Source organism: Photobacterium kagoshimensis, from assembly GCF_050337045.1.
Taxonomy (GTDB): domain Bacteria; phylum Pseudomonadota; class Gammaproteobacteria; order Enterobacterales; family Vibrionaceae; genus Photobacterium; species Photobacterium kagoshimensis.
This window is the reverse complement of sequence record NZ_JAKJSO010000018.1, coordinates 61996-86208: the sequence shown is the minus strand read 5'-3', so window position 1 is coordinate 86208 and position 24213 is coordinate 61996. Positions and strand designations below refer to the sequence as shown.

The 24213-nt window shown below is 42.7% G+C and carries 13 protein-coding genes; 2 read left to right on the top strand and 11 right to left on the bottom strand.

Annotation, left to right across the window (positions count from 1 at the left end; genetic code table 11):
* Positions 1 to 323: 323 nt before the first annotated feature.
* From L4C35_RS17200 to L4C35_RS17190, 3 genes are all read right to left on the bottom strand, one after another.
* Complete coding sequence (locus L4C35_RS17200; protein WP_428464045.1) at positions 324 to 1928, bottom strand: ABC-F family ATPase; 1605 nt, start codon at positions 1926 to 1928, stop codon at positions 324 to 326.
* 268 nt (positions 1929 to 2196) lie between these two features.
* On the bottom strand, positions 2197 to 6996 hold the full coding sequence (locus L4C35_RS17195; RefSeq protein WP_428464044.1) for a fibronectin type III domain-containing protein: 4800 nt from the start codon (positions 6994 to 6996) through the stop codon (positions 2197 to 2199).
* A 337-nt stretch (positions 6997 to 7333) separates the two neighbouring features.
* Positions 7334 to 9427 (bottom strand): methyl-accepting chemotaxis protein, encoded by a 2094-nt coding sequence (locus tag L4C35_RS17190; protein WP_428464043.1) that lies wholly within the window; start codon positions 9425 to 9427, stop codon positions 7334 to 7336.
* Positions 9428 to 9764: 337 nt separating this feature from the next.
* Between L4C35_RS17190 and L4C35_RS17185 the strand changes: the two genes are divergently transcribed.
* Positions 9765 to 10379, top strand: a complete 615-nt coding sequence (locus L4C35_RS17185) for a cob(I)yrinic acid a,c-diamide adenosyltransferase (RefSeq protein WP_428464042.1) — start codon at positions 9765 to 9767, stop codon at positions 10377 to 10379.
* A 116-nt stretch (positions 10380 to 10495) separates the two neighbouring features.
* On the opposite strand, the gene L4C35_RS17180 is transcribed toward L4C35_RS17185, so the two are convergent.
* Positions 10496 to 12805 carry a cytochrome-c peroxidase gene (locus tag L4C35_RS17180; protein ID WP_428464041.1) on the bottom strand — a complete coding sequence of 770 codons (2310 nt, stop codon included), beginning with the start codon at positions 12803 to 12805 and terminating at the stop codon, positions 10496 to 10498.
* A gap of 633 nt (positions 12806 to 13438) precedes the next feature.
* On the opposite strand from L4C35_RS17180, the gene L4C35_RS17175 reads away from it, so the two are divergent.
* Positions 13439 to 14737, top strand: a complete 1299-nt coding sequence (locus L4C35_RS17175; RefSeq protein WP_428464040.1) for a phosphatase PAP2 family protein — start codon at positions 13439 to 13441, stop codon at positions 14735 to 14737.
* Positions 14738 to 14849: 112 nt separating this feature from the next.
* Here L4C35_RS17175 and L4C35_RS17170 read toward each other — a convergent pair whose 3' ends face one another.
* The 7 genes from L4C35_RS17170 to artQ all read right to left on the bottom strand — a co-directional run bounded on the left by L4C35_RS17170 (position 14850) and on the right by artQ (position 24210).
* Positions 14850 to 16082, bottom strand: a complete 1233-nt coding sequence (locus L4C35_RS17170) for an L-lactate MFS transporter (protein WP_428464039.1) — start codon at positions 16080 to 16082, stop codon at positions 14850 to 14852.
* A gap of 343 nt (positions 16083 to 16425) precedes the next feature.
* On the bottom strand, positions 16426 to 16671 hold the full coding sequence (locus tag L4C35_RS17165) for an HP1242/YdcH family protein (RefSeq protein ID WP_428464038.1): 246 nt from the start codon (positions 16669 to 16671) through the stop codon (positions 16426 to 16428).
* A gap of 293 nt (positions 16672 to 16964) precedes the next feature.
* Positions 16965 to 18188 carry a sodium/glutamate symporter gene (gene gltS / locus L4C35_RS17160; RefSeq protein WP_428464037.1) on the bottom strand — a complete coding sequence of 408 codons (1224 nt, stop codon included), beginning with the start codon at positions 18186 to 18188 and terminating at the stop codon, positions 16965 to 16967.
* Positions 18189 to 18935: 747 nt separating this feature from the next.
* Positions 18936 to 19280, bottom strand: coding sequence for a hypothetical protein (locus tag L4C35_RS17155; RefSeq protein ID WP_428464036.1), 345 nt, complete (start codon positions 19278 to 19280; stop codon positions 18936 to 18938).
* Positions 19281 to 19356: 76 nt separating this feature from the next.
* Positions 19357 to 22497: a putative bifunctional diguanylate cyclase/phosphodiesterase gene (locus tag L4C35_RS17150; RefSeq protein WP_428464035.1), complete on the bottom strand. Its 3141-nt coding sequence runs from the start codon at positions 22495 to 22497 to the stop codon at positions 19357 to 19359.
* A gap of 352 nt (positions 22498 to 22849) precedes the next feature.
* On the bottom strand, positions 22850 to 23518 hold the full coding sequence (gene artM, locus L4C35_RS17145) for an arginine ABC transporter permease ArtM (protein ID WP_428464034.1): 669 nt from the start codon (positions 23516 to 23518) through the stop codon (positions 22850 to 22852).
* On the bottom strand, positions 23515 to 24210 hold the full coding sequence (artQ, locus tag L4C35_RS17140) for an arginine ABC transporter permease ArtQ (protein WP_428464033.1): 696 nt from the start codon (positions 24208 to 24210) through the stop codon (positions 23515 to 23517). The genes artM and artQ overlap by 4 nt, the downstream gene beginning before the upstream one ends.
* Positions 24211 to 24213: the final 3 nt, after the last annotated feature.

Here is a 24213-nt window from a genome sequence, read left to right as displayed (position 1 = left end):
ATATCCATTAATGTGCATTTGGTAGCATTTTATTTTAAAAAATGGATGCTCAAGGCTATTATTTACAACCGTAGGTACTATTTAGCATTTTTATGCCGCTGTGTCATTTGTTGAAACTTTATTAATTTTTTTTATTTTCGTTCAGGGCTGAGCGAGTCAAAAAATTATGCTTCGAGGTTAATATTGGCGGGTGGTATAGATGTCTGATTTATTTTCAAAGTTGATATCAGCATGCATCTATTATTTTTACTGTGCTTTAATAGGGAGTTGAAGCTTAAAAAAACCGCTGACAGAGCAGCGGCTTTTGAGTGTTTAAGTATACGTTATGCTGTTGCTAACATTTTTTTCTGATGCGCAAGGTATTCGTCATACGTTCCTTGGAAGTTCACTAGCTTTTTGTCTTTTACGTCAATGATTGATGTCGCAAGCGATGAAACAAATTCACGGTCGTGGCTAACAAAAATAAGTGTGCCTTGGTAGTTTTTCAGGGCGTTGTTTAGTGCTTCAATAGCTTCCATATCCATGTGGTTCGTGGGTTCATCCATAACGAGCACATTGATATCTTGCATCATCAATTTACCAAACAATAGGCGGTTCTTTTCACCACCAGAGCAGTTCTTCGCTTTCTTGTTGGCATCATCAGCGGTAAACAATAAGCGGCCCAAAATACCGCGAACCATCAAATCATCATGCTTAGTGGTGCGCCACTGAGAGATCCAATCGAAGATGCTTAAATCGTTGTCGAAATCTGCTGTGCTATCTTGCGGGCAGTAACCGATAGAGGCGTTTTCAGACCACTTAACGACGCCTTCTTTTTGCTCTAGATCGTTAACCAAGCAGCGAAGTAGGGTGGTTTTACCTACACCATTCTCACCAATAACGGCTAAGCGCGTGCCTGCTTCTAACAGTAAGTTACCATTTTCGAACAGTAACTCGTCATCAAAAGCATGGCCTAAATCTTGAAGTTCAAGTGCTTGGCGGTGTAGCTTTTTACCTTCGCCAAAATCAATCGATGGGCTAATTCGGCTGGTTGATTTTACTTCGTCTAGCTTGATCTTATCCATTTTCTTCGCACGTGAACTTGCTTGCTTCGCTTTAGAAGCGTTTGCACCAAATCGGTTAACGAAGTCTTGCAGCTCACTAATTTCAGCCGCTTTTTTTGCATTACTGGCTAATAGCTGTTCACGGATAAGACCCGATGCTTCAAGGAAGTACTCGTAGTTACCTGGGTAAATACGCAGCTCACCGTAGTCGATGTCTGCCATGTGGGTACATACAGAGTTTAGGAAGTGGCGGTCATGCGAAATGATGATCATCGTACATTTACGCTGGTTCAACTCTTCAGCAAGCCAGCTAATGGTATGAATATCCAAGTTGTTGGTTGGTTCATCCAGTAACAGAATGTCTGGGTTTGCAAACAGTGCTTGAGCCAGTAGCACACGTAGCTTCCAACCTGGCGCGACTTGCTGCATAAGGCCAAAATGGAATTCTTCTTCAATACCCGCTTGAAGCAAGATGTCACCTGCACGGCTTTCTGCTGTGTAGCCATCCATTTCTGCGAACTCACTTTCAAGTTCTGCGACTTTCATGCCGTCTTCTTCGCTCATTTCTGGTAGCGAGTAGATGCGGTCACGTTCTTTTTTGACTTCCCATAGCTTACGGTCACCCATGATCACAACGTCGATAACGTTGTGTTGCTCGAAAGCAAACTGGTCTTGGCTTAGTACGCCAAGTTTTAGCCCCGGAGTAATAGAGACGTTGCCAGAGCTCGGAGTAAGAGCACCACTAAGAATCTTCATGAATGTCGATTTACCACATCCATTGGCTCCGATTAAGCCGTAACGGTTGCCGTTACCAAACTTAGCAGAAATATTTTCAAATAAAGGCTCGGCGCCAAATTGCATGGTGATGTTAGCGGTTGAAATCAAAGGAGTCTTCCTAGGTATAAGGTGGGCTAATTGCTTAGTCAGATATGCCAAATCAACAGAAATGAAAGCACGAATTAATAGCGGGCGAATTATACAGATATATTGAACAAATAATAGATGTGAGAGCTAAGTCACAGAAGGGGGTGGCTCGGGTATTTTTGCTTGCGTGGGAAATCGAGCAGGTTATTAGCTAAAAATGAGTGGTATTGGCAGGAATTGATCAGGAAAATACGGGCTCAAGAGGATGAGCCCGTTTGATGTTTAGTGCTTAGTACTGAGAAAACAAGGCGGATACTTCTGCTGCCGTCAGTGCTTTGTGGTACACCTTGACACTGTCAAATGCTTGAACCTCGGTGATCTGGCAGTCCTCGGTTTGGTTTTCTGCACAAACAACCGCAGTATGTCCTCCCACTTTGAAAGGTGAACCACCACCGTAGCCAGAGCTGTTCATCGCCGCCATGATAGGCTCTTGGCTGGCGAGTAAGTCTCCTTCAAACATCACATTATCTAAGTAGCCTTGCAGCTTGTTGTTCTCGCGATCTATTACCATGGCTACGTGGTGCCATTGTTCATCATCAATGGAGGCAACTTGGCTGATGATGACTTTATTATCTTTCATCAGTCGGTCACGGAAACTGACCTGCATTTCAACGCCTGTCGTAGTAGAGCGAATTTCCCAACCGCCGTACTGCATGTTGTTGGGGCCAGCTGAAGATTTGCCAATCAAAAGCTTATTACCATCGGCTTTACTCATTTTGAACCACATCGATGCACTAAAGCTTTTATGACCAGGATCGAGAGTGTGTGGTAATAAGGCGTGGCCAAGCGCATCGTTCTCCATCTTGGTTGACGCGATTAATGGAATCGTGAGGCCATTGCCATTCATTGGACCAGAAACTTGCGCATTGAGAATATCTTTGCCTGTGATCTTATCGATATCTGGCGCGGTTAAATCGTAGTGATTAGTTGAGCCATCTTTGATGATATTGCCATCTAAGGTATCCAGATCCCAATCGCCCGCGATGTCGCGCTTGATCACTTGGATCTGAATTGGGCCTGTGGTTTCAAATTGTCCATCTGTTGCCGTATAGCGGAGCTGATCGACACCGATAAAATCAGCGGGTGGGGTGTAATGCAGGGTGTTACCTGCTTGAGTAACTGTGCCACCTTTTGCTGTCGTGCGGTCAAAGTGACTGATGTGTAATATTTCACCGTTGGCATCAAAGTCGTTGGCCAGTGGATTCACTGAGCCAGATTCGTTTTGATATACCGTGATGTAGTCTTTAAATGTGGCTGGTAGCATAGGATCAGTAAGCGCTGTAGCAGCTTTGAACTTGGAGCCATGCTGTAAGCGACTCGTTGTTTTCCATGCCTGCATGTTACCCATATGGGTTGATGGGTTTTGGATTTGTTCGTTGTTATCGGTTTGCTCGCCATGGCCTAAACCAAAGTTATGACCGATCTCATGGATGAAACCCCAGTTCATTCGGTAGTTAGCCACACAGCCGACCCAGTCGCCACCGCCCCAGCAATAGCCACCGTTTTTCGGATCTTGAAATTGAATTGAAAAGTTTGCAGCATCGCGAGCGGCAGGGCGTGGGTCGGTGGCTTTGCTTGAATCTCCATTTACTTCAATTAATGATCGAGCAATATCCCAGCGAAGGCCTGTTTTTTGCGCCCAAGCATAATCAAGTTCATTAATATGCCCTTCCATTTGAGCGACCGCATTGGTGATGTTGCTACCTGCATTGGCAACGAACTGAGAGTTATTGTGCGTGAAGGTGATCCGCCCTAGATTGTTATGAAAATCAAGCCCAGGTTGTGGCAAGTACAAACGATTATTTGTCATGACAGGCATATCAAAATCGATGATGAGCTCGTCATTGGTGATTTCACTATTACCCAGCGCATCTTTATTAATGCGATCTTTAATACTTATGTCATGAGTCCAGCGAAGGCGATCCCCTCCCCATAAAGAGAGGTACATTTTGCCATTGGTATCTACAACACCCGTTACTGTGAGTGTTTGGTCATTATCTACAACGCCGCGGTATGTGCGTACTTCGGGCATAGGCACAACAGGCATAAACTGTTGTTCGCGTCTTTCATCGTAAGTGAGTAACTGATAATGCGGCGAACGAACAGAATGCTTGGTGAGAGAAAGGTCGTATTGCTTGCCTTCATGGGTGACCGATAGCGCAATTGAACGCGGCAGTGCTTCACCTGCTACCTTGCTTTCATCGATCACTACGGTATCGACAATCACTGGGGTTGATGTCCATGAACTTCCCGCTGCACCTTGGGTTTCAATGCGCACATAGTAACGACGGCCAGGGAGGATATTGTCTAATATTGCTTTGTTTTTACCTTCTCTTAAATCGCTAAGCTTGATGCGGTATTGCCAGCCTTGGGCATTATTGCCCGCATCTCTTTCTCCGTAATAGACCCATACATCGCCATCGACAGCGCTTTGATCAAGCAAGAAATCAACAGTGATTTGGTTGCCATAGCTGGTTAAGCCACTCTGATAACCATTTTCGATGATTGCCATTGCAGGGTAGAGACTACTATGCGGGATTAAGTTATCCCCTTTTAATAGCTGCTTAGTAATACTTGGCCCTTGCCATGCCACTGATAAGTGGTCACCACCGCCGCCTTCTTTGTGCATGGCTTCAATGTAGTAAAGCTGACCCGCATTGAGCTGTATGTTTTTGGTAACTTGGTAGTGGTTGCTCCAATTGTCGATAGAGGTATAGCCATTGATTCGTGCAGCAACCACGCCTTTTTCTGGCGTTAGGTCTTCACTAATACGCAGTTCGCTGCCATCGTCAGAGGCAACCCAGAAGTTGTACTGGCCTGTTTCGGGTACGCGCAAATAGCCAGAGATTTTCTGGCCATAGTTGTCACCCATGCCTGCAATACTTTTAAATTCAGGCAATACGGCTTGCGATGAAATTGGTGCTAGAGTGTTGATGTCGTTGATTGAGTTGCCAGAAATCCCCGTCCAAACTTGCTGCAGCACGCCATGTTGTTGCAGTTGCGCAGCGGCAAGAGCAATGATTTTAACTTTTGATGTGGTACTTAAAGCACCATCTTTAATTTGAACTGTGAGCAAGAAGCTTGGCGTATTGGCAGCTGTTGTCGTGGAAAGTGCTTTTACGATCTTGATATTGCCTTGGTCATCGATAGCGAAGTAACCATCATTGTTACCTGATTCAATGCTAAAGACTGGTGGGTTGTTACTGGTATAAGAAAGTGCCCCCACTTGACTGTTAGCGAGGCTATTGTTAGCAAAAGCAAACGTATAAGAAGCATAGTTAAAGGTCGGTGTACCTGCTGCGAGATCCAATGTCGTGGCTTGTTGCTCATTTGATAACGCGCTGCTATTACCCGCTGCATCGATGGATTCAATTTGGATTTTATAGAGCTGGTTTGCCTCGAGTGCCGTTAGTGGGTAGTGAGTGGCATAGGTTTGGCCAGCAAGTTTGCCATTCGCATAAATTCTGTAGAGTAGGTTAGCTTGGCGCGCGTCGTCAGGTGCCACCCAGTTAGCCGTCAAGCTATCGTGACTGATATTGGTCAGTGTAACCTGATTGACGGGCGATGGTGGGATAATATCGTTAATGATAATAACCCCAGTTTGACTGCTGGCAGATTCATTCCCCGCTTTATCAACGGCTTTAACGGTAATGTTATAGCGGGTGTCACTTGTTAGCCCTGTTAACTCAAGGTTTAGCCCATTGACTGTCGTGAGTAATTTACCATTGTTATAAACAGCGTAGTAATCGACGCCGACATTGTCAGAGGCTGCTAACCATTCTAATAAAATGTCATTTTTGCTTTTTTTCAACCAGTTAAAACCACTGATAGCCGTTGGGTTTTCAGTATCAACAGGCTGGAGTAGGTAGTCAGTAGTAATGATTTCGCGTGCACTTCCTGGGATGGCCCAAGCGACATCGACAAAATCAGCACCACCACCTTCAGCCATTATCGCACGTAACAAATAAGGCTTGCCCGCTTCGAGCGTGATCAGCGTAGATTGTTGTTCAGGACTTTTATCCCATTGGTTGATCGAGGTGTGCGTTGGGGCTGCGGCTATCTTAGTGAAGTCTTTTTCACTGGTGGTGCTACTGAGTAGCAGTTCTGCTTCATCATCTGCCGCGATCCAGAATTGATAGTCGCCGGTAACAGGCGGAATAATATAGGCAGACATACGCTGCCCGTACCAGTTTGCGGTATTACGAGGTGATGAAAAATTTACTTCAGTGCTGACCGAAGAAGGGGCTTGCGGGTAGGTCGGGTGGACTTTAAGCGAAGCAAGGTTGCCATGCATGTTGGCACCAGTATACACCTCACGATGTACCCCTTTTTGTTGTTTGCTGATAAAGCCAAGTTTCAGCTCGGTCGTTGAGACGCTTAATCCATCACTGACTTCAACCAGCACTCGCATGACTTTATTGGCCAGTTCAACAGGGGAGGCTTTTACCGAAAGTATCCCTTGTTCATTAATGCTAAAGAAACGTTGAGCATCAGCTGTCGCAAGGTGGTAAGTCAATGGATCATGGTTTTTATCTGTCGCGAGTATTTGACTCACTGAGTAACCACGAGGTGCATCTGCAGCTAACACAATAGGCGTTGGCTGACTGGTAATCTCAGGCGCATCGTTGGCTTGCGGTGTGGCTTTAAAGCTAATCGGTTCAGACACTTTACCATCATCATTAAAGCTTAATACTTCATAGAGGTAGCTTTGATTAGCGGTTAAGCCATTGTCTGTAAATGTGTGGAAGCCTTGTTTGATCACCGCGATTTGTTGGCCGTCACGGTTTACATAGTAGCCTGATGCATTGTGAGCGTCTTGCCAACCTAAGGTCACCGATGTTTCTGCAGTTGCCAGTAAGCGTAGCTGGGAAACTGGCGGCATAGGTTTGGTTACATCAGGTTTTTCTGGTTCTACGGGAATGCTGGGAGTAACAGGTTTTTGGGTGTCTGCATCACCACCTGACTCTCCACCACAAGCGGCAAGAAGCGCCATGGAGGTTATGATAAATAAAGGCTTAGTAATATTCATGTCTGCGTAATCTTTATAATTATTGATTTATAGCAATCTGGCTAACCAGCGCGGTTTTTTTAAAAAAAATACCAAGTTTGATGAGTACCTTACTTTTTATATAAGCGTGGCGACTGATTGGCTTGTGGAGTAATTATGACGGTTATTAATAGAAGTGAAAAGATGCTGATTATCTAAATTAACGTTAAGTTATCTGCAACTTGCGGGGCAATTAACAGAGTTGTGATCTTGATTCAGTCGGTGAGTTTGCTGAGGTATACGGCGCTTTAATAAGAAAAAGCCAGCTAACAGGGTTAACTGGCTTTTATTATTTTTTAAATTTAATGATAGCAGCAGCTTAGGTGCGGAAGTTATTTAACTCTTTACGTAAATCTGTTGCGCTATCAGCAAGGCGAATAGTGATATCTGCAGAGTCATTCATGCTGTCCATCGCATCGGTTGCTGTTTCGTTAATGATGACAACATTACGGTTCACTTCTTCAGTTACCGAGCTTTGCTCTTCAGCGGCAGAGGCAATCTGATTATTCATATCGTTAATCACATTGATAGCAGCATTGATTTCTTCAAGTGCAATTTGCGCGGCTTGCGTTTCTTCACGTGTGTCCGACGCTTGCTGTTGGCTTTCTACCATTAAGGTCACGATAGACTGCGTTTCGTCTTCTAGACGAGCCAGCATGCCTTGAATCTCTTCGGTCGATTTTTGAGTACGGTTTGCCAAGTTACGTACTTCATCGGCTACAACGGCAAAGCCACGACCATATTCGCCAGCACGCGCGGCTTCAATTGCGGCGTTAAGAGCAAGTAGGTTAGTTTGATCGGCAATACCACCGATTTCAGACAAGATGCTCTGAATAGCGGCGCTTGAAGCGGCTAGACTTTGAATTTGGTCTTGTGCGTTGTGAATGCGCTCAGCCAGTTGGGTGACTGATGTCGCAGCATAGTCCATTTTAGCGATGCCATCTTGGCTGCTGGTTTGAACTTGATTAGCTGCCGTTGCTGCTTGTACTGCAGAGTTTGCTACTTCTTGTGCTGTTGCGCTCATCTCGTTAATGGCAGTGGCTAATGAATTCACTTCATTTAGCTGAGTCATTAATTTTTCTTTGGCTTGATCAGCTTTAATACGACCTTCACTTGCGTGAGTATCTACACTTTCAGCCGTTGATGTTGCGTGGCGCAGTGTTTCTTGCATACGAGTAAGGAAAGTATTAAACCACTGTGCTAATTGACCCGTTTCATCTGCGCTATTAATTTGGATACGGTGGGTTAAATCACCTTCGCCTTCAGCAATATCACGCATACGATCAACCAGTTCAGCCATAATATTACCAATACGGGTCGCGAGTACGAACATAGCAACAATGCCGGCGATTGCGGCTAATACGCCTGCCAGAATGCCTTTTGAGATCGCTTGTTCACTTTGTGCTTCACTCCAAGCCGTAAAGTTTGTGACGTCTTTTACTAAGATTTCTGAAGGAATAGATACAATAACAACCCAAGGATTTCCTGTTGTATTTACAGAAGAAACAGCAACCATTTCGTCACCGATGGTGAGTAGTTCGTTGCGATTGGATGATGCAAGCGCTTGGATGTTAGTCCATTGCTGTTGAGTCTGGCCAGAGACTTTACGGCCTACATCAGACGCCTTTTTACTGTGCGCCATAATGTTACCGTCCCATGAGGTAATCATTATATCGCCCTGACCTTGATATAGCTTGCGAGCAAGCTGTTCACTTTGGCCTTGGAATTCAGCAAGCGACCAGTCGAAACCTAATGAGCCAACGATTTTGCCATTCACTTTTAACGGCTGGCTGATGGTTGTGATCAGTTCTTTGTTACCACGTACATCGTAGTAATACGGTTCCATAACAAAAGTTTGACCAGACTCGAATGGCGCTAAGTGCCATTCATCAATGCGTTCACCATTGTTATTTAATGCTTGGTTGCGGAACGAGGCCATTGCTGCTGGCTCGAAGCCGCCAGAAGGTGTTGGAGAGAAGAATGGCGATAAATAACCTTGTTCGTTGACTGAAGCGATACCGTTAGCGGTTGTTGCATCGCTCCATACTTTGTCTTCCCAAACCATGTAACCGGCAAAAACACTTTCATTCTGTGTTTTTAAGCCAGCGATAAACTGATCAACAAGTAGATCTGCACTCGCATTTGCGGTGCTGCTTAATTCAAGCATCGCTTGTAATTGATCTAAGTTTGCAAGCACTGGCGCTAGTTGGCTATTTAACGTGTTACTTTGCTCTTTTGCGGTTGCGAGTAAGTTGTCTTTGGTTGCTTGAGTCAGCTGTTCAGAGACTTGTGCGGTAATTTGTTGTTGTACGTTACTAAATGAAGATGTCGTAAAAGCCATTGCAATGCTAAGTGTGAATACCATTGCTAGGCCGGCACTGACTGCGATTCGTGTTTTAATAGATTTAAACACGTTATTCCCTCTAGTGTAAGTTATTAATAAAAAGCGCTTTTTAATGCTATGTATGAGCAGGGGTTACCTTATAATTATGCGTACACATTTTATATTAACTTTGTAAATAGGTGATTTAGGCTTGTGTAATCTTAATGCCTTGTATTAATGGGATGTGAATGGATCGGCGTGGTTGAAAAATTGGTTTTATTTAAAGCAATTCCTTGTGATTAATACTTATTGGGTATTATCATAATTGTCTAATATATTCAGACGATTAGAGTTAGCGCTTCAGTATTCTTGCTCCACTTAGACGTAAATTGATATATTGATTCGAAATGAAATCAAAAGGTAAGTTATGCTTACAATTAAAGAAAAAAATCAGCTGGCACAACAAACTGCGCGTCATAAAGCCATGAAAGTAAAAGTGCATGAAAAGTCAGACCTTGCTATTAAGGATACACGCCGTGTTTTGGTATTAACAGGTAATGGTAAGGGAAAAACCAGCTCAGGTTTTGGTATGATTTTCCGTGCTTTGGGGCATGGCCAAGGCTGTGCGGTAGTGCAGTATTTAAAAGGTGATGCTGAAAGCGGTGAGCGAAATGTCTTAATCCAGTTAGGTGTTCCAGTGGTAACAATGAACACCGGGTGTTCATTTAAAGATGGCTACTGTGCTGAAAGAGAGCGCATTCGTGCCCGCGAAGTGTGGCAACAAACGTTAGTTTTTTTACGTGATCCTAATATTGATGTGTTACTGCTTGATGAAGTGACTTATATGGTGGCGCGTAAACACCTTGATGTTGATGAAATGCTAGCAGCTTTTGAAGCACGCCCTGCTAATCAATCTGTCATTTTAACGGGTAGGGCGGCACACAGAAAGTTACGAGAATACGCAGATACGGTATCACGGGTGGATTGCATTAAGCATGGTTTACATATTGGTTTGAAAGCGCGAAAGGGCATAGAGTTTTAATCTGATCCGTAACCTGACGATGAATATTCTTCCTCCTATAATTAAGCCGCTGGTGGTATTCATCAGCGGCTTAATCTTCTCTAGCATAACCTGATGCTCAGTGAGTCAGGTTGGTATTACCAGTGCGTTTTAATTTGAATCGTCGCGGTGTTAGATACATTACCTGCTGTATCTTTTACTCGGTAAGTGATCGTCACATCTTTGTTTTTGTTCGCCTTATAAGTCAGATTACCATCAAGATGATTAATCACCTTACCTGTCATTGATGTTGGCTTATCAATAATTTCTACTGAGCCAATATCAAGCGGTAAATCTGATATATCATTATCAAGCACATTAACTGTAATCGCCTGATAATACGGGCCTGTTGCACTGTCATCAATAGCTTTAGGGCCGTTAGGTATAGGCTCTACGGTGCTGGCGGTTAGAAATGGTTCTAGTGCAGGTAAGCCTTTCGCTGCGCGTCCATCTGCACCAACAGCTGGGATCTCAAGCCAGTCTGTTTCTGCTCGTCCTTCATGGTTAACCGAGACCGCGTGTTCATCACCGACATGGCCGTTTGCTACGTACAGTTGAGGGTGATCAAATGGGGCTTGCTCCCAGCGAACACGTTCATCGGTTAAGGCTTTAAGGAAAGCAACAAGGTCGGCTATTTGCTGCTCATTAAGCCCCAGCGGCCTAATGTCACGGTCACGATTGGTATTGGTATCGCCATAAGCTGTTGTGTTAGAGCCGTCAGGTAAGTCTCGGCTATTACCACCACGATTATAGAACTCTACAACTTGCTTCAATGTAGACATGCTGCCGTTATGCATGAAAGGCCCTGTTAGCTCGACATTACGCAGCCCTGGTACTTTAAAGGCACCATCAATTGCATTGGTTTCGTCTTTGCCTGCGGGTACACCTGCATCAACAGCAAATTTATCACTATCAACATCGAAGTCATCTGGAACATGTTGCCCATCCAGTCCTTGTTGTAGCTGACGTGTAAATGAAAGTGGATAACCGTGGGGATCTAAACGACCTAAGCCTAGATCTTCCTCTGTTGGTCGAACACCAATGTTATAAAAACCTGTATCATAAAGTGCTTTATTGTTGTCACTCATGATCATCCGGTCGACAAGTTCGGCACGGAAATTTTCAGGAATTATCTCTTGTGCAGCTGCTGTAAACGCTAAGCCACCATGACAGCGTACACACAGACCTTGACCAAAGAAGACGCCGAGTCCACGCCTTTCAGCAATGGAAAGTGCTTGTTGGTCGCCATCTAAGAAGCGATCAAAACGGGTATCATCAGATATAAGCGTACTTTGATAAAGCTGGATCGCGAGTCCCCAAAATAAAGAGAAGTTAGCCTCTATTTGGCTAAATCCATTTTTACCTGTTGGGCTCATCCAATATTCGCGATTAAACGCATCCATAATCAAGGTGCGATAATCTGTTTTAAGTCCTTTGGCAGGGTAAGCAGATAACCAGCCGAGTTGACTGTCTTTTGGATCAACGAGCTGAAGCGCTAATGGTGTCGTGTTAAGCAGTTTGCGACCAATATGAGGGAAGGTTTTACCACCACAAGCCATTTCAAACTCATCAACGGCAGGGCCAACGGCTTGCGATGCTAAGCTTGAGTTTTTCAGGTTAACCGTTTCATGTTCAATACGGCCATATTTCAAATCAAACCGCAGAACTTTAGCTTCTGTATTTCGCTGCCCGAAGGGATCGACACCATTGAAGACATTATTTGCACGGCCATCCCATAGGTTTCGGAAGTTGAAGACGGCATTGATAACCGTTGGTGTATTACGTGGCTCAACCCTACGGGTATTAACGCCATTGACGTGGAAGACATCTTCTACGTTTTTACACTTTTCTTCATGACCAAAAAAGGAGAGTGAAACAAATTCAGTTGGAGATACGCCCTGTGATGAAATGACATCATCAGTTTCGTACAGAATCTCTGAGTTACGATTCTTCTCATCGGCAAGTCGGTAAAGAGGGAAGTCATCGCTAGTCAAAGTGTAATTAGGGCCACCGTCACTGCCTGAACCCATATATGGAAAGCTCGGCATATTGTATTTACGAGCCATTTCATCGCGTTCATGCAAAACGCTTGGACTTATTTGGTTTTTGACTCGGTTATCCGCCCCCGCACTGAAGTGACACGAACCACAGCTTTGACCCTGGCTACCGGCCTGCATGTCCCAAAATAGGGCTTTACCAAGCTTAATTGCCGCTTTTTTGTCTTTAACATAGCGTTCAATTCCTGGTACTTCTGGGGGAGCTACGCCTTTTAGTGAGTTGCTGGGGGGAGGAGAAGGTTCGGGGTTGGGTTGATGAGATATTTCTGCAAAAGCCAGTGTTGTTGAAAAGAGGCTTGAGGAAATAATCGCGCAAAGTAACCGTTTATTTCTGTAATTATTATACTTCATAGCCATTCCTAAATTCCTGTCGAAATTATTATTATGCTTGGCTGCTAACAGCTATTTAATAATGACTGATTCATCGGGTATCAGTTATTAACATTGATACTGAGGCAATGCGGTGACAACAGACTATTTAAGAAGTTTAAGAATCGTATTAAAAATGAAAGAGGTTATTAACTTTAATAGTGATTTAGCATTTATAACAATGCGAGAGGTTAACTCTAAATAGGTAGTGATGGCAGTCTTAAAATCAACGACAGAAACAGTTATGTGTTACTTAATACTAGCTGATTAATAGGCGGGACTTCCTATAATTAACGTATATAAGTATGAAAAGATGGCCAATATCTTAATAAAACTGACTTAGAAATAACTTAAAAAGGTCAAGGTCTAGTATTTTTTAAATAAAGATATGCTAATGGTTGGGTATTTATATGGCGTTAAGCGTGCGAGCTATTACGCGTGAGTGTTATATGAGCAGATTGTCAATTTAAAACACAGTCAAAGCTAAATTTAGCTTGTTTATTTGTATGGCTCTCTTGTAATATTCACCACCTTGGCAATGAATAGATTTTTCTTTATCGTATTATGCAGTAAGAGAATTATTTCTATAATAATTAAACCTAATATAAAATTAAAATGAAAAAAACAGTTATTTCTTTACTTGTAGGGGTGGCAGTAACGCTGTCAGCTAATCCACAGGCTATTGCTTCAAACCAAATAAATACTTCCGTTCAAGATGATATTGTTGTTGCTGGAGATGTATTGCAAATGTTAGTGCCAGCCACAGGATTATTTGCAGCTTGGATGTATGATGATTGGGAAGGTGCAAAGCAAGTGACGTATTCAACAATTGCTAGTGCAACGATTGTTGAAGGTCTAAAAAAATCAACAGAACGCCAGCGTCCCAATGAAGTTGGAACCAGCTCTTTCCCTTCGGGGCATACAGCAGCGGCTTTTAGTGGTGCAGCGTTTCTACAATCTCGTTATGGATCAGCATGGGGTATTCCTGCGTATGGTGCAGCGGCGTTTGTTGCTTACAGTCGTGTGCATGGTAAACGTCACCATGTTGATGATGTTATGGCTTCGGCGGGTATTTCAATTTTAGTTAATCAATATTTTGTATCACCCTATTTTGATGAAAATATCCAAGTTGGATCAATGGCGGTTGATGGTGGTGTTGGTGTTAATATAAAAATTAAGAATGCAGCTTTTAATTCTGAACGTACCGAGCGAGGTGTTCATCCAATATTACCGATACAATATGATAGTCGTTTTGAGCTAGGCCTTGGTGCGCATACAACAAATGGTGGCGCTTTAGTAGCGGGACAAGCATTTAAAGATGATCCTGAATTCGACCGAGAGTTTAAGCCATTTGTTTATATGAACTACCAACGTGATTTGAATAATGATAACCACGCAGAAATTTATTTGAATAGCACAGATTCTCGTGAACGCGGTGTGATAGCTAAAGATCAAAAACTAGGGAAAAATGAATACAACAAAGGACAAGACGTTCTTGCTAATTTCCAACATATTAAGCTAGGTGCCACTCTATATAAAGGTTATCAGCCATTTGATGCGTTATATGCCGATTTTGGTCTTGGCTTATATTCACACCTTTTATCGTTTCAAATGGATGATGATAAGAATGGTGGGAATTATGCAAAAGAAGATAGTTGGCGCCTAATGCCCAATCTAGCGATGAAGTTTAATTATGAGATAACAGATAAATTGTCACTGATTGCTAAAGGGCAGTATCAGAAATGGTCGACAGACAGCTATATAGAAGCTGAGAGTGGTGTCAATTATAAGCTGAATAAGCAGTGGGATATGGGCGTCAAGTATGTTTATGCTGACGCGTCATTTAATAGCAATGCTTTTAATGCGGTATATGATAGCCAAGCTTTCGCACTGACTTTTGCAAATCGTTTCTAATCAACGCTATTAAATGTAGCGATTAAAAAAGCCCAAATGCTTTATAGTATTTGGGCTTTTTTTTACTGTTAGCTACATAATTAAATAACTATGTAGCCACAGAGTAATCAGATTATGCGTTAGCCAGTTTCTTCTCTAGCGCTTCAGCATCTACTGGTTTAGTGATGAACGATAGGAAGATAGCCACACCGACCATAGCTGCACAGATGGTGTATGCCATTGTGTAAGTACCAGTAGTATCTACTGCTACAGCTGCAAGTACAGGACCGATGAAACCACTGATACCCCAAGCGGTGTAAAGTACACCGTAGTTAGCACCATAGTTCTTAAGGCCGTAGAAATCAGCGATGATAGATGGGAATACTGCGAGTAGCGTACCGTAACCCACACCTGCCACAGCAGCACCAATCATTAGTGTGAAGTCGCTCTTGAAGGTAACGAACATTACCATGTTGATGCCTTGCATAATGAAAGCAAGCATCAGAGTTTTAACGCCACCGATTTTGTCAGAAAGAATACCTGCAGCAACACGGCCACCAGAGTTGAAGATAGCAAGGATTACCACCAGGTAAGCGGCGTCGCTAATATCAGCTTGTAGAGAGGCAATAGACGTAATGTTACCGATGATCATTAGGCCAGCAGAAGAAGCTAGCGCGTACATCAACCATAGAGAGTAAAATTGTGGTGTTTTAAGCATACCACGCCAGTTGATATCTACTGGCTTACTTGCTTTCGCTGCATCGCCAGAAAGGCCTGCTGGAAGTGCTGGCGTGTAGCCTGCTGGTGGGTTGTTAATTGTACAAGCTAGTGGCACTGCAATAATAAGAACCGCACAGCCTAGGATAAGGAAACTAGTGTTGATGCCGTATTGCGCGATCAGTGAAGAGGTTAGCGGAGCTAGGTAAACAGCCGCAAGACCAAAACCAGCAGCGATAAGACCATTAACAAGGCCTTTCTTAGAAGGGTGGAACCACTTCATAGCAGCAGGACTTAGACATGCGTAGCCAAAGCCGATACCACAACCTGTTAGCACACCGAAAGTAAGCACTAGCATAAGAGGGGTTGTTGCAAAGCTTGATGCAATCATACCTAGGCCAACCATTACTGCGCCCATGATAAGAACGCGACGTGGACCCATGCGGTCTTGCAAGATACCAGCAACTAAAAGTGATAGAGCAAAGGTGATGATGGCAACGGTATAAGGCATAGACGCATCAGCATTTGACCAGCCTAAATCTACAACCAAGGCTTTTTTGAATACACTCCACGCGTATAGAATACCCATACATAAGTTAATGCAAAATCCTGCTACTAGGATTTGCATAGCTCTATCAAACTTTTTCATTATTACTCTCAATACACGCTACGGACGGCTTAAGGTTAAGCATCCAAAACAGCTCTAAAAAAATTAACCATTTTCAACAAAAGTTGAATATTCGTTTTAAGCGCGCGGATTCTACCAATAAAAGAAGTGCAAAAGTGACAGATACATACAATGTTACAATTGTAATATTATCTTCATTGTAGGGATGGTGAGTCTTACTGAAAAAAAAGCCAACTAGCGTAAATGGTTAGCTGGCAATGTTGATTCGATCCTGTGTTATTAGCCCGTTTCATCAAAATATAATGTTACAACTAAAGTTAAAATTGTTTAAGCCGAAGCATCTTGCCTCTGTATTCCGTTTCTACTATTTCCCTGCTTGGCCAATGATTTGAAATATTTGATCTTTTAACTGTGCTCTCTCGAGCTTCATTTGACTAAAGCTGGTATCCCCAATAGGGAGGTTTTGGTTTTCTAACCCTCTTATTGCATGGTCTAATTTGTGGTACCTGTCAGTCATCGATTTGAAATTAGCATTGGCCATTTTAAGTTGGTGGATTGTATTTTGATGTTCAGGGAACTCGATCGCAAGAGCGTGATTATCATCTAACATTATCGCTACTCCGTAAAACATACTATCGGGAAGGTTATACCAATCTCATAAGTCGCGGGGCATTTTCGCTATGCAATAACCCGAACACTTACGTGCCTGATAGGTATAACTATAACTATGTTTATTATTGACATCGCTTTGTTTAAACGCACCCCTGTGAACATATATAAGCATAGCTGCAAACATCATGTTTGGCAGTAACGTTAGCATGCGTCAGTAGCCAAAATGTACAGATACAAAAAAGCGCGCCTTATAAAAGGCACGCTTTTAGCAACAAAGTGAATGACTAACTTTTATTGAATAAAGCTGATATAGCCTTGTAAGACAACCAGGTTGGCAATATCAATAAAGAAGGCACCGACAATAGGTACAACCATAAAGGCTTGAGGTGATGGACCGTTACGCGATACTAATGATCCCATGTTCATCACTGCTGTTGGTGTCGCCCCCATGCCAAAACCACAATGACCGCCTGCGATAATCGCAGCATCGTAGCTTGAACCCATTACACGGAATGTCACAAAGTATGCGAATAGGCCTAAGAACAGTGTTTGTACTGCCAGGATAATAAGCATAGGCAGTGCTAACTCCATTAATTCCCATAGCTGTAGGCTCATTAGTGCCATCGCAAGGAATAGGGAGAGCGAGATCGTACCAAGGGCATCAACAGTTTCTCGGTTTACTTTATAGACTTTAGTACCTTCACAAACGTTAGTAATGAATACGCCAATAAAGAGGGCGTACACAAAGTCAGGGATACGTAGCCAGTTAATACCAAAACTATCGACCAGATCTTTGACATGTGAAGCACCTGCAACACAGATCAGTAAGATAAAGAGTACTTCAATCGTATTTTTAGATGTAATACGGTCTTCTTCTTTATCGCTGTAAGTCACCAGATCTGGATGTTCGATATGATGCTTCTGACCATCACCAAACGCTGATTTTAGGTTAAATTTATTGATCAGACGTTGGGCCACTGGGCCGCCAATAATACCACCCATGATCAAGCCAAATGTCGCAGAAGCCATAGACAGCTCTAATGTATGGAGACCATATTCACTAGCAAATGTTTGTGACCATGCTGCGCCCGTGCCGTGACCACCAGATAACGTGATGGAGCCAACAATAAGACCTAATAGTGGGTCTAAGCCTAATAGCGAACTTAAACCAACACCCACACCATTTTGGATGATGATGAATGCTGTTGCTAATGCAAGAAACAGAAATACACGTGAACCGCCTTGCGCAAGAAGTTTGAAGCTTGCTGCTAAGCCAACGGTTGCAAAGAACATCTGCATTAATGTGTCTTTCAAAGGAACTTTAAAAGCGATATCGACACCTTGTGCATGCATAATAGCAACGAAGATAGCAACGATTAAGCCACCTACGATTGGTTCAGGGATATTATATTTGCGTAGAACCTTTACTTTGCTATTTATAAAGTAGCCGAGAAAAAGCACGATAATCGCAATGAGCATTGATTCAAGCTCATTTATTTGAATAAGTGAGTTCATAATGTTTTCTTTGTCATACTTTTCTTAAGGACCAATTTTAGCGGCAAAAAGTGACCCTGCCTATCTTGCCTAATGGTCATTATTAGTGTAGCAGTCACCGTGTTTATGTAAAAAAATGCAGTAAACTTGCAGCGATTTATTCACTATTAACTTAGGTGTTTTGTAGAAAGCAGTTGCCGTTTCAATTATCTAACTCGTAATAAGCTCTATATTGCGTATTCTTAAATGTATTTTCCCAAGACCAGTGCTGGAATATATACAGATATAATATACCTCTTTACTTTCAATGGTTTAGGTTTTTGGTTGGTTACGCAGTTAATTGCGGGCTTTATTTTATCGATAATCTCTTAACCTGCAATTCAGCTAATTAATCTCAGCGTTAATAAATTTAGCTTTATTGTAACAAGTGCAACAAATATGAATCATCATTGAATATAAAAAACGTGGTTTTATTGTTTTTTTCTTTAATATTTTTTTCAACTATTTCTATTTCGCCCTTTTATAAGTTTCAAACCAGGCATAAATAGATTATTAAGTGAACAATGACTGGTAGTGAATAAAAATAATGAAGGATTCATTTAGCAGCAAAATGCTAATTTTTAGTCAGAGCAAACGATTGCATTTTGTCCGTCATTAATAGCAAATAAGAAGAGGAAATCGCTTAGTTATGAAGGTGAAATTGAGAGTACAAAAAAGCCACGACGTACGTGGCTTTTTATAGGCTTTATAAAAACAATAGCTAGAGCACTAACTGCGTTTTTTTAAGTGCAACTCTTTTCGAAGTTGCTGAATGTAAGCAATGCGATTTGTGTTTACAGGCGTTGGTTGAACGCGTAATTGTGCAATCGCTTGAGCTTCATTCTGCGTCACACAGCGACCGTTCACACGGTAATGGTCTTCTTTTGTTTCGATTGAAGAACGTGTGAATGCATCTTCTTGTGACTTGGCCAGCGCTTCTCGCGCAATACTCTGGCTTGTTGCGTCTGCAACTGTTTGTTGTTGACGAAAAGCAGCGCGGTTAGAAGAGGGGGCCGCAGTGCCTTTTTGGTCACGCTGCTTAATAAAGTCATCTAAATAATCGCTAAAGCTCATAGGTATCCCAGAATGCCGGTTAATCGTTGACACTTTTATCTTAATCGTTTTTTTGTTGAACCTCTAGGTTATGTCGCTAACTAATGGTGCTATCTTCCTTTTGTGGCACATTTAGACAGGTTCGCTCAAAATCGGCTAATGGCATAGGTCTGCCAAAGTAGAACCCTTGGAATTCTTCAACGCCGATGGTTTCGAGGAACTTAACTTGGTCAATGTTCTCGACGCCTTCAGCAACAACATCAATATTTAAGTTATGAGCCAGCTCAATGATAGATCGGGTAATGGTGATGCTGTCCTTATTCATGGGGAGCTCTTTCACGAATTCACGATCAACCTTGAGGATATGGATCGGGAAGCGGCTGAGGTAAGCAAGTGAAGAATAGCCAGTTCCAAAGTCATCAATCGCAATACGCACTCCTAGCGCTTCTAATTTTACTAATTTGTCAAAGGCTGCACGTACATCGGACATGACGACGCTTTCGGTTATTTCTATCTCTAAGTAGTGAGGATCGCAGCCAGACTCAGTAATCGCTTTATGCATAGTGTCGACAATATTGGAGTTGAGTAATTGGCGCGCAGAGATATTTAACGCGTAGTTAAAATAATGGCCCTGTGATTGCCATTGTTTAAGCTGTTTACACGATTCGTATATTAGCTGTTCGCCGACATCAATGATAAGACCTGAGCTTTCTAGGATCGGGATCACTTCATTAGGTGGCTGGATCTTCCCTGCGTCATCAGTCCATCGAAGAAGCGCTTCAATACCACATAGTTGGTGATTACCCGCAGAGACTTTAGGTTGATAAAATAGAGTGTAGCGTGACGTGCCTAGGGTTCGGCGAAGTTCACCTTCTAAAGAAAGTAGTTTATTGGTATCGACCGCCATTTGCTGCGTGAAGAATTTTGCTTGATTTCGACCATCGTGCTTGGCACGGGATAAGGCGATATCGGCACTTTTTACTAAAGCGTCATGGCTTTGTGCGTCTTCTGGGTACATAGCAATACCAATACTTGCACTTAGCCATAATTCTTGGCTGTTAATTGAAATTAAGCTACTTATTGTGCTAAGTAATCGGCCTGCAAGTTGGGTGATATTTTCTGGCGTGACATGCGATTTCATTAAAATAGAAAATTCATCCCCATCAAGTCTCGCGAGAATATCGTTATCACGTAATGTACTACGGATGCGTTTTGCCACAATGATTAAAACTTGATCGCTTAAATCATAACCTAGCGAATCATTGACCTGTTTAAAGAGGTCTAAATCGATATTTAGCAGTGCAAGCGGCGCGTCAGTGAGCTTGGCTTGTTGCTCTGCTGTTTCAAGCTGCTGATAGAAGAGTGTTCTATTTGGTAAGCTTGTTAGTGCGTCGTAGTGTGCGAGCTTATGGAGTTGGCTTTCAAATAACACTCGCTCAGTAATGTCTTTACCTGTTGAAATATAATGACTGATTTTCCCGCGTTCATTTCGTATTGGCGATATGGTTTTCTCTTCATAGAATGTATTGTCACCTCGTTCACGCGCTACAATACGGTGAACCGTTTGGCCTGTTTTTAGCTGATTCTGAATGCTACGCACATCGTGTAATGAGCCAAGCGTATTCTTCATTAAAGGTTCTGATTGTGACCCAATCAGTTCTTTGGCTTTCAGGCCCGATAGCTCTTCGAAGGAATGGTTAACATATTCAATAATGCCGCGACAGTCAGTGATTAATACTGTGTCGTTACTTTGTTCTAAGGCTCTAGAAAGGCTTTTGAGTTTTAATTCTCGTTTCACCCAAGAAGTCACATCACGAATAGTTAGCAGTATCTCCTTACTATTGCTGTACTGCGTTTCAACCCCGACTATTTCTAAATACTGTCTACGTGTTGCTGAAAGTTTAACTTGCGACTTTACTGGAGCGAGGCTGCCCATTTCAGCCGATTGTTTAATGCTCTCTATAAGCTCATTGATTTGTCTACGTGCACGCACACCTAATTTCAGTTTGTTAATTGGCTTACCGATAACATCGTCACTGATGACTTGAAGTATTTGTGCAGCGGCGGGATTCATTTTAGTAATTCGTTGCTCATAATCGAGTGTTATTAATCCATTTGGTGTTGTTTTAACTAAGGTTTCATATTGATGGGCGAGATCTTCAGAACGTTGTTTTAGCACTGTTTCTTGTTGTAGACGACGCGATAAATGCCAAGCCATCACTAAACAACCAGAAAGCAATGCAACAATGAGTGCGCCTGATAAGGCAAATTTAATGATCCTATCTGGCGTAAATGAAATGGCGGTGACGGCATCGTTAAGATTTATTTTCGAAATAATAGTCCATGGTAAATCTGTTCCGCCGAAAGGCAGCGTATATAGCTCTTTGCTTTTGGGTGTCTCATCAGCAAACAAGCGTGAGTAGGTGTAGAGGAAACCGTTAACAGTTACCTGACCATGTTGGTGCTCCAGAATACTTTCCCAAACCACGGGATACTGAGCATTAAAGTCGTTCTCGGCGTTTACATTGTCCATAAACAGCCATGAACTTGACTCGTCAGGCCCGAGTAGCCAATTTCCGTTGCCATTAACTAGCCAGCGATCACTATTTTTCCAGCTGTACTCTTTATTAAGGTGTGACAGGTATGTCATGCCTAAATAATTAAGAGAAACTAACCAGTCGTTACCATTAATAGCTATACGGGTAATGAAGCGCAGTGTGGGTTTTTTGGGTAATTCGATACGACCATTTTCGATATTTAAATCAAATTGTGAAGTGTATAAGCTATCAGGTGGTGATTTTAACGCTTTTTGAACATATGGACGGCTACTTTTGTCTTGCAGCTCAGAGTCAGGTAATACGACCGCTTCACCATTATGGTTATTGACGCGAATAATTTCCTGCCCATTACTGTCAAGTAGGCGAACTTGGTCGTAGAAATCGCGGGTAGCGATAATGCGTTTAAAGTCTTCGGTAATGATGTGTTTTTCATCAGAAGAAAGCGTACTGCTTATGTTTAGATCTTTTACTTTAAGCGCTAACAGCTGCAAATCGCTCACAATAGGGCTAAAGTGCAGTTGTGTCATCTGCATTGAGGATTGCTGTCTGCCTAACTCTCTGTCTTTGATCCCTTGTTCAAGCTGCTGTATGTCTTCGTTATAGATATACAAAGTGATCGTTGTGGTGATGATGAGTAACGGCAGTAGTAGTGCTAAAAAGCGTAATAAGGCTGCTTTCATATATCGTCCATGAAAAAAATACTAAAGCTTTATTGATTATAGACATTTGGTGATATTGGTTTCATATAAATGTGTGCTGATATGTATTTATGTGATGTAGGGATTCTTTGTTATCCCACGAGGGTATGTAAATGCGAGCAAGGTCATGAAAAAGACAGCTTGTGTTACTAATAGAATGAAATGTAATAATAAAATCGATTAGAAAGGTGTTTTAAATGACGTTTTTTTAGGGGGGATAGATAAGAGAATAGAGATGGGAAGGGCTAGGGTGAAAGCTCTAAATGATTGAGCGAGCACCCAATGGATGCTGCTCAGGCTAAAGCGCTAAAAATAGCAGTTTACGGTAATGGTTTTATGCCGTTTCAAAAGCGAGGGCACGCTTTTCTACTTGGCGGAAAATAAGCGTTAAAATGCCATTAACGGTTAAATAAAATGCTCCCGCTAAACCAAACACGGTCAAAGTATCATAAGTTTGAGCATTAATACGCTGCGCATAGCCCATGAGATCCATGATGGTAATAGTACTTGCCAGTGATGTGCCCTTAAAAACCAAGATCACTTCGTTGGAGTAGGCTGGAATAGCACGGCGGATTGCGTAGGGTAAGAGCACACCGAGTGTCGCGAGCTTCTCCATTCCTAGTGCTTTGCATGCTTCCCACTGCCCGTGAGGAATCGCTTTAAAGGCGCCATGGAAAAGTTGGGTACTATAGGCGGCAGTATTTAAAGCTAGGGCTAACATGGCGCAAAACCATGGTTGGCTTAACCAGTGCCATGCAATGCTTTCACGGATAGCATCAAATTGACCTGGACCGTAATAGATCAAGAATATTTGTACCAGTAGAGGCGTACCTGTGAACAGGGTAATAATAGCGCGACTTATCCAATGCACTACGGGTGTTCTAGCAATGAGTGTGATGGTCATCAAAATAGCCAAAAGGCAACCCACGACTAAAGACACGGCCGTTAGTTCAAGACTGGTTAATAACCCATCTGCGAGTTGCCACATGTGTTGTTCATTCATGCTTTAACTCCTTGTGAAAAGCCCTGTGCACTAAATTTATTGTCTAATTGTTTAACGACACGTTGTGTGATTAACGTGATGATAAGATAAATGGCAGCGGCAGCGGCATACCAAGTAAAACTTTCGTGTGTGGCGGCAGAAGTTAATTGCGCTTGTTTCAACAGATCAGTTACACCGATCAAAGAAACCAGTGCTGTATCTTTGAGTAACACGAGCCATTGGTTGGTCAAACCGGGTAAGGCGTGGCGTATTGCCTGCGGCAGTACAATCCGAATAAAACCATGAAGCGGGTGCATGCCTAATGCGCGGTAAGCTTCACGTTGACCTACAGGTACTGCTTTTAATGCCCCACGCAATGTTTGTGATGCATAAGCTGCAAAGATAAGCGATAAAGCGATAACACCAGAGATAAAAGGGCTGACTTCAATATATTGATCTGTCAGTAAAAATAAGATTTGGGTTGAGCCAAAAAAGATAAACAAGACTACTAACAATTCAGGTAAGCCGCGCAATACCGTTACTAAGGCTGTCGTTGGCCAAGCGATAAAGCGGTGGCGAGACATTTCACCACCTGCAAACATGACTGCTAATACCAAGCCGACGAGTACGCTAACCAATGACAGCTTGATGGTTACCCAACCTGCCGAAAGTAGGGCTGCGCTATATCCCGAGAGAAATTCAGGTACTAACATATC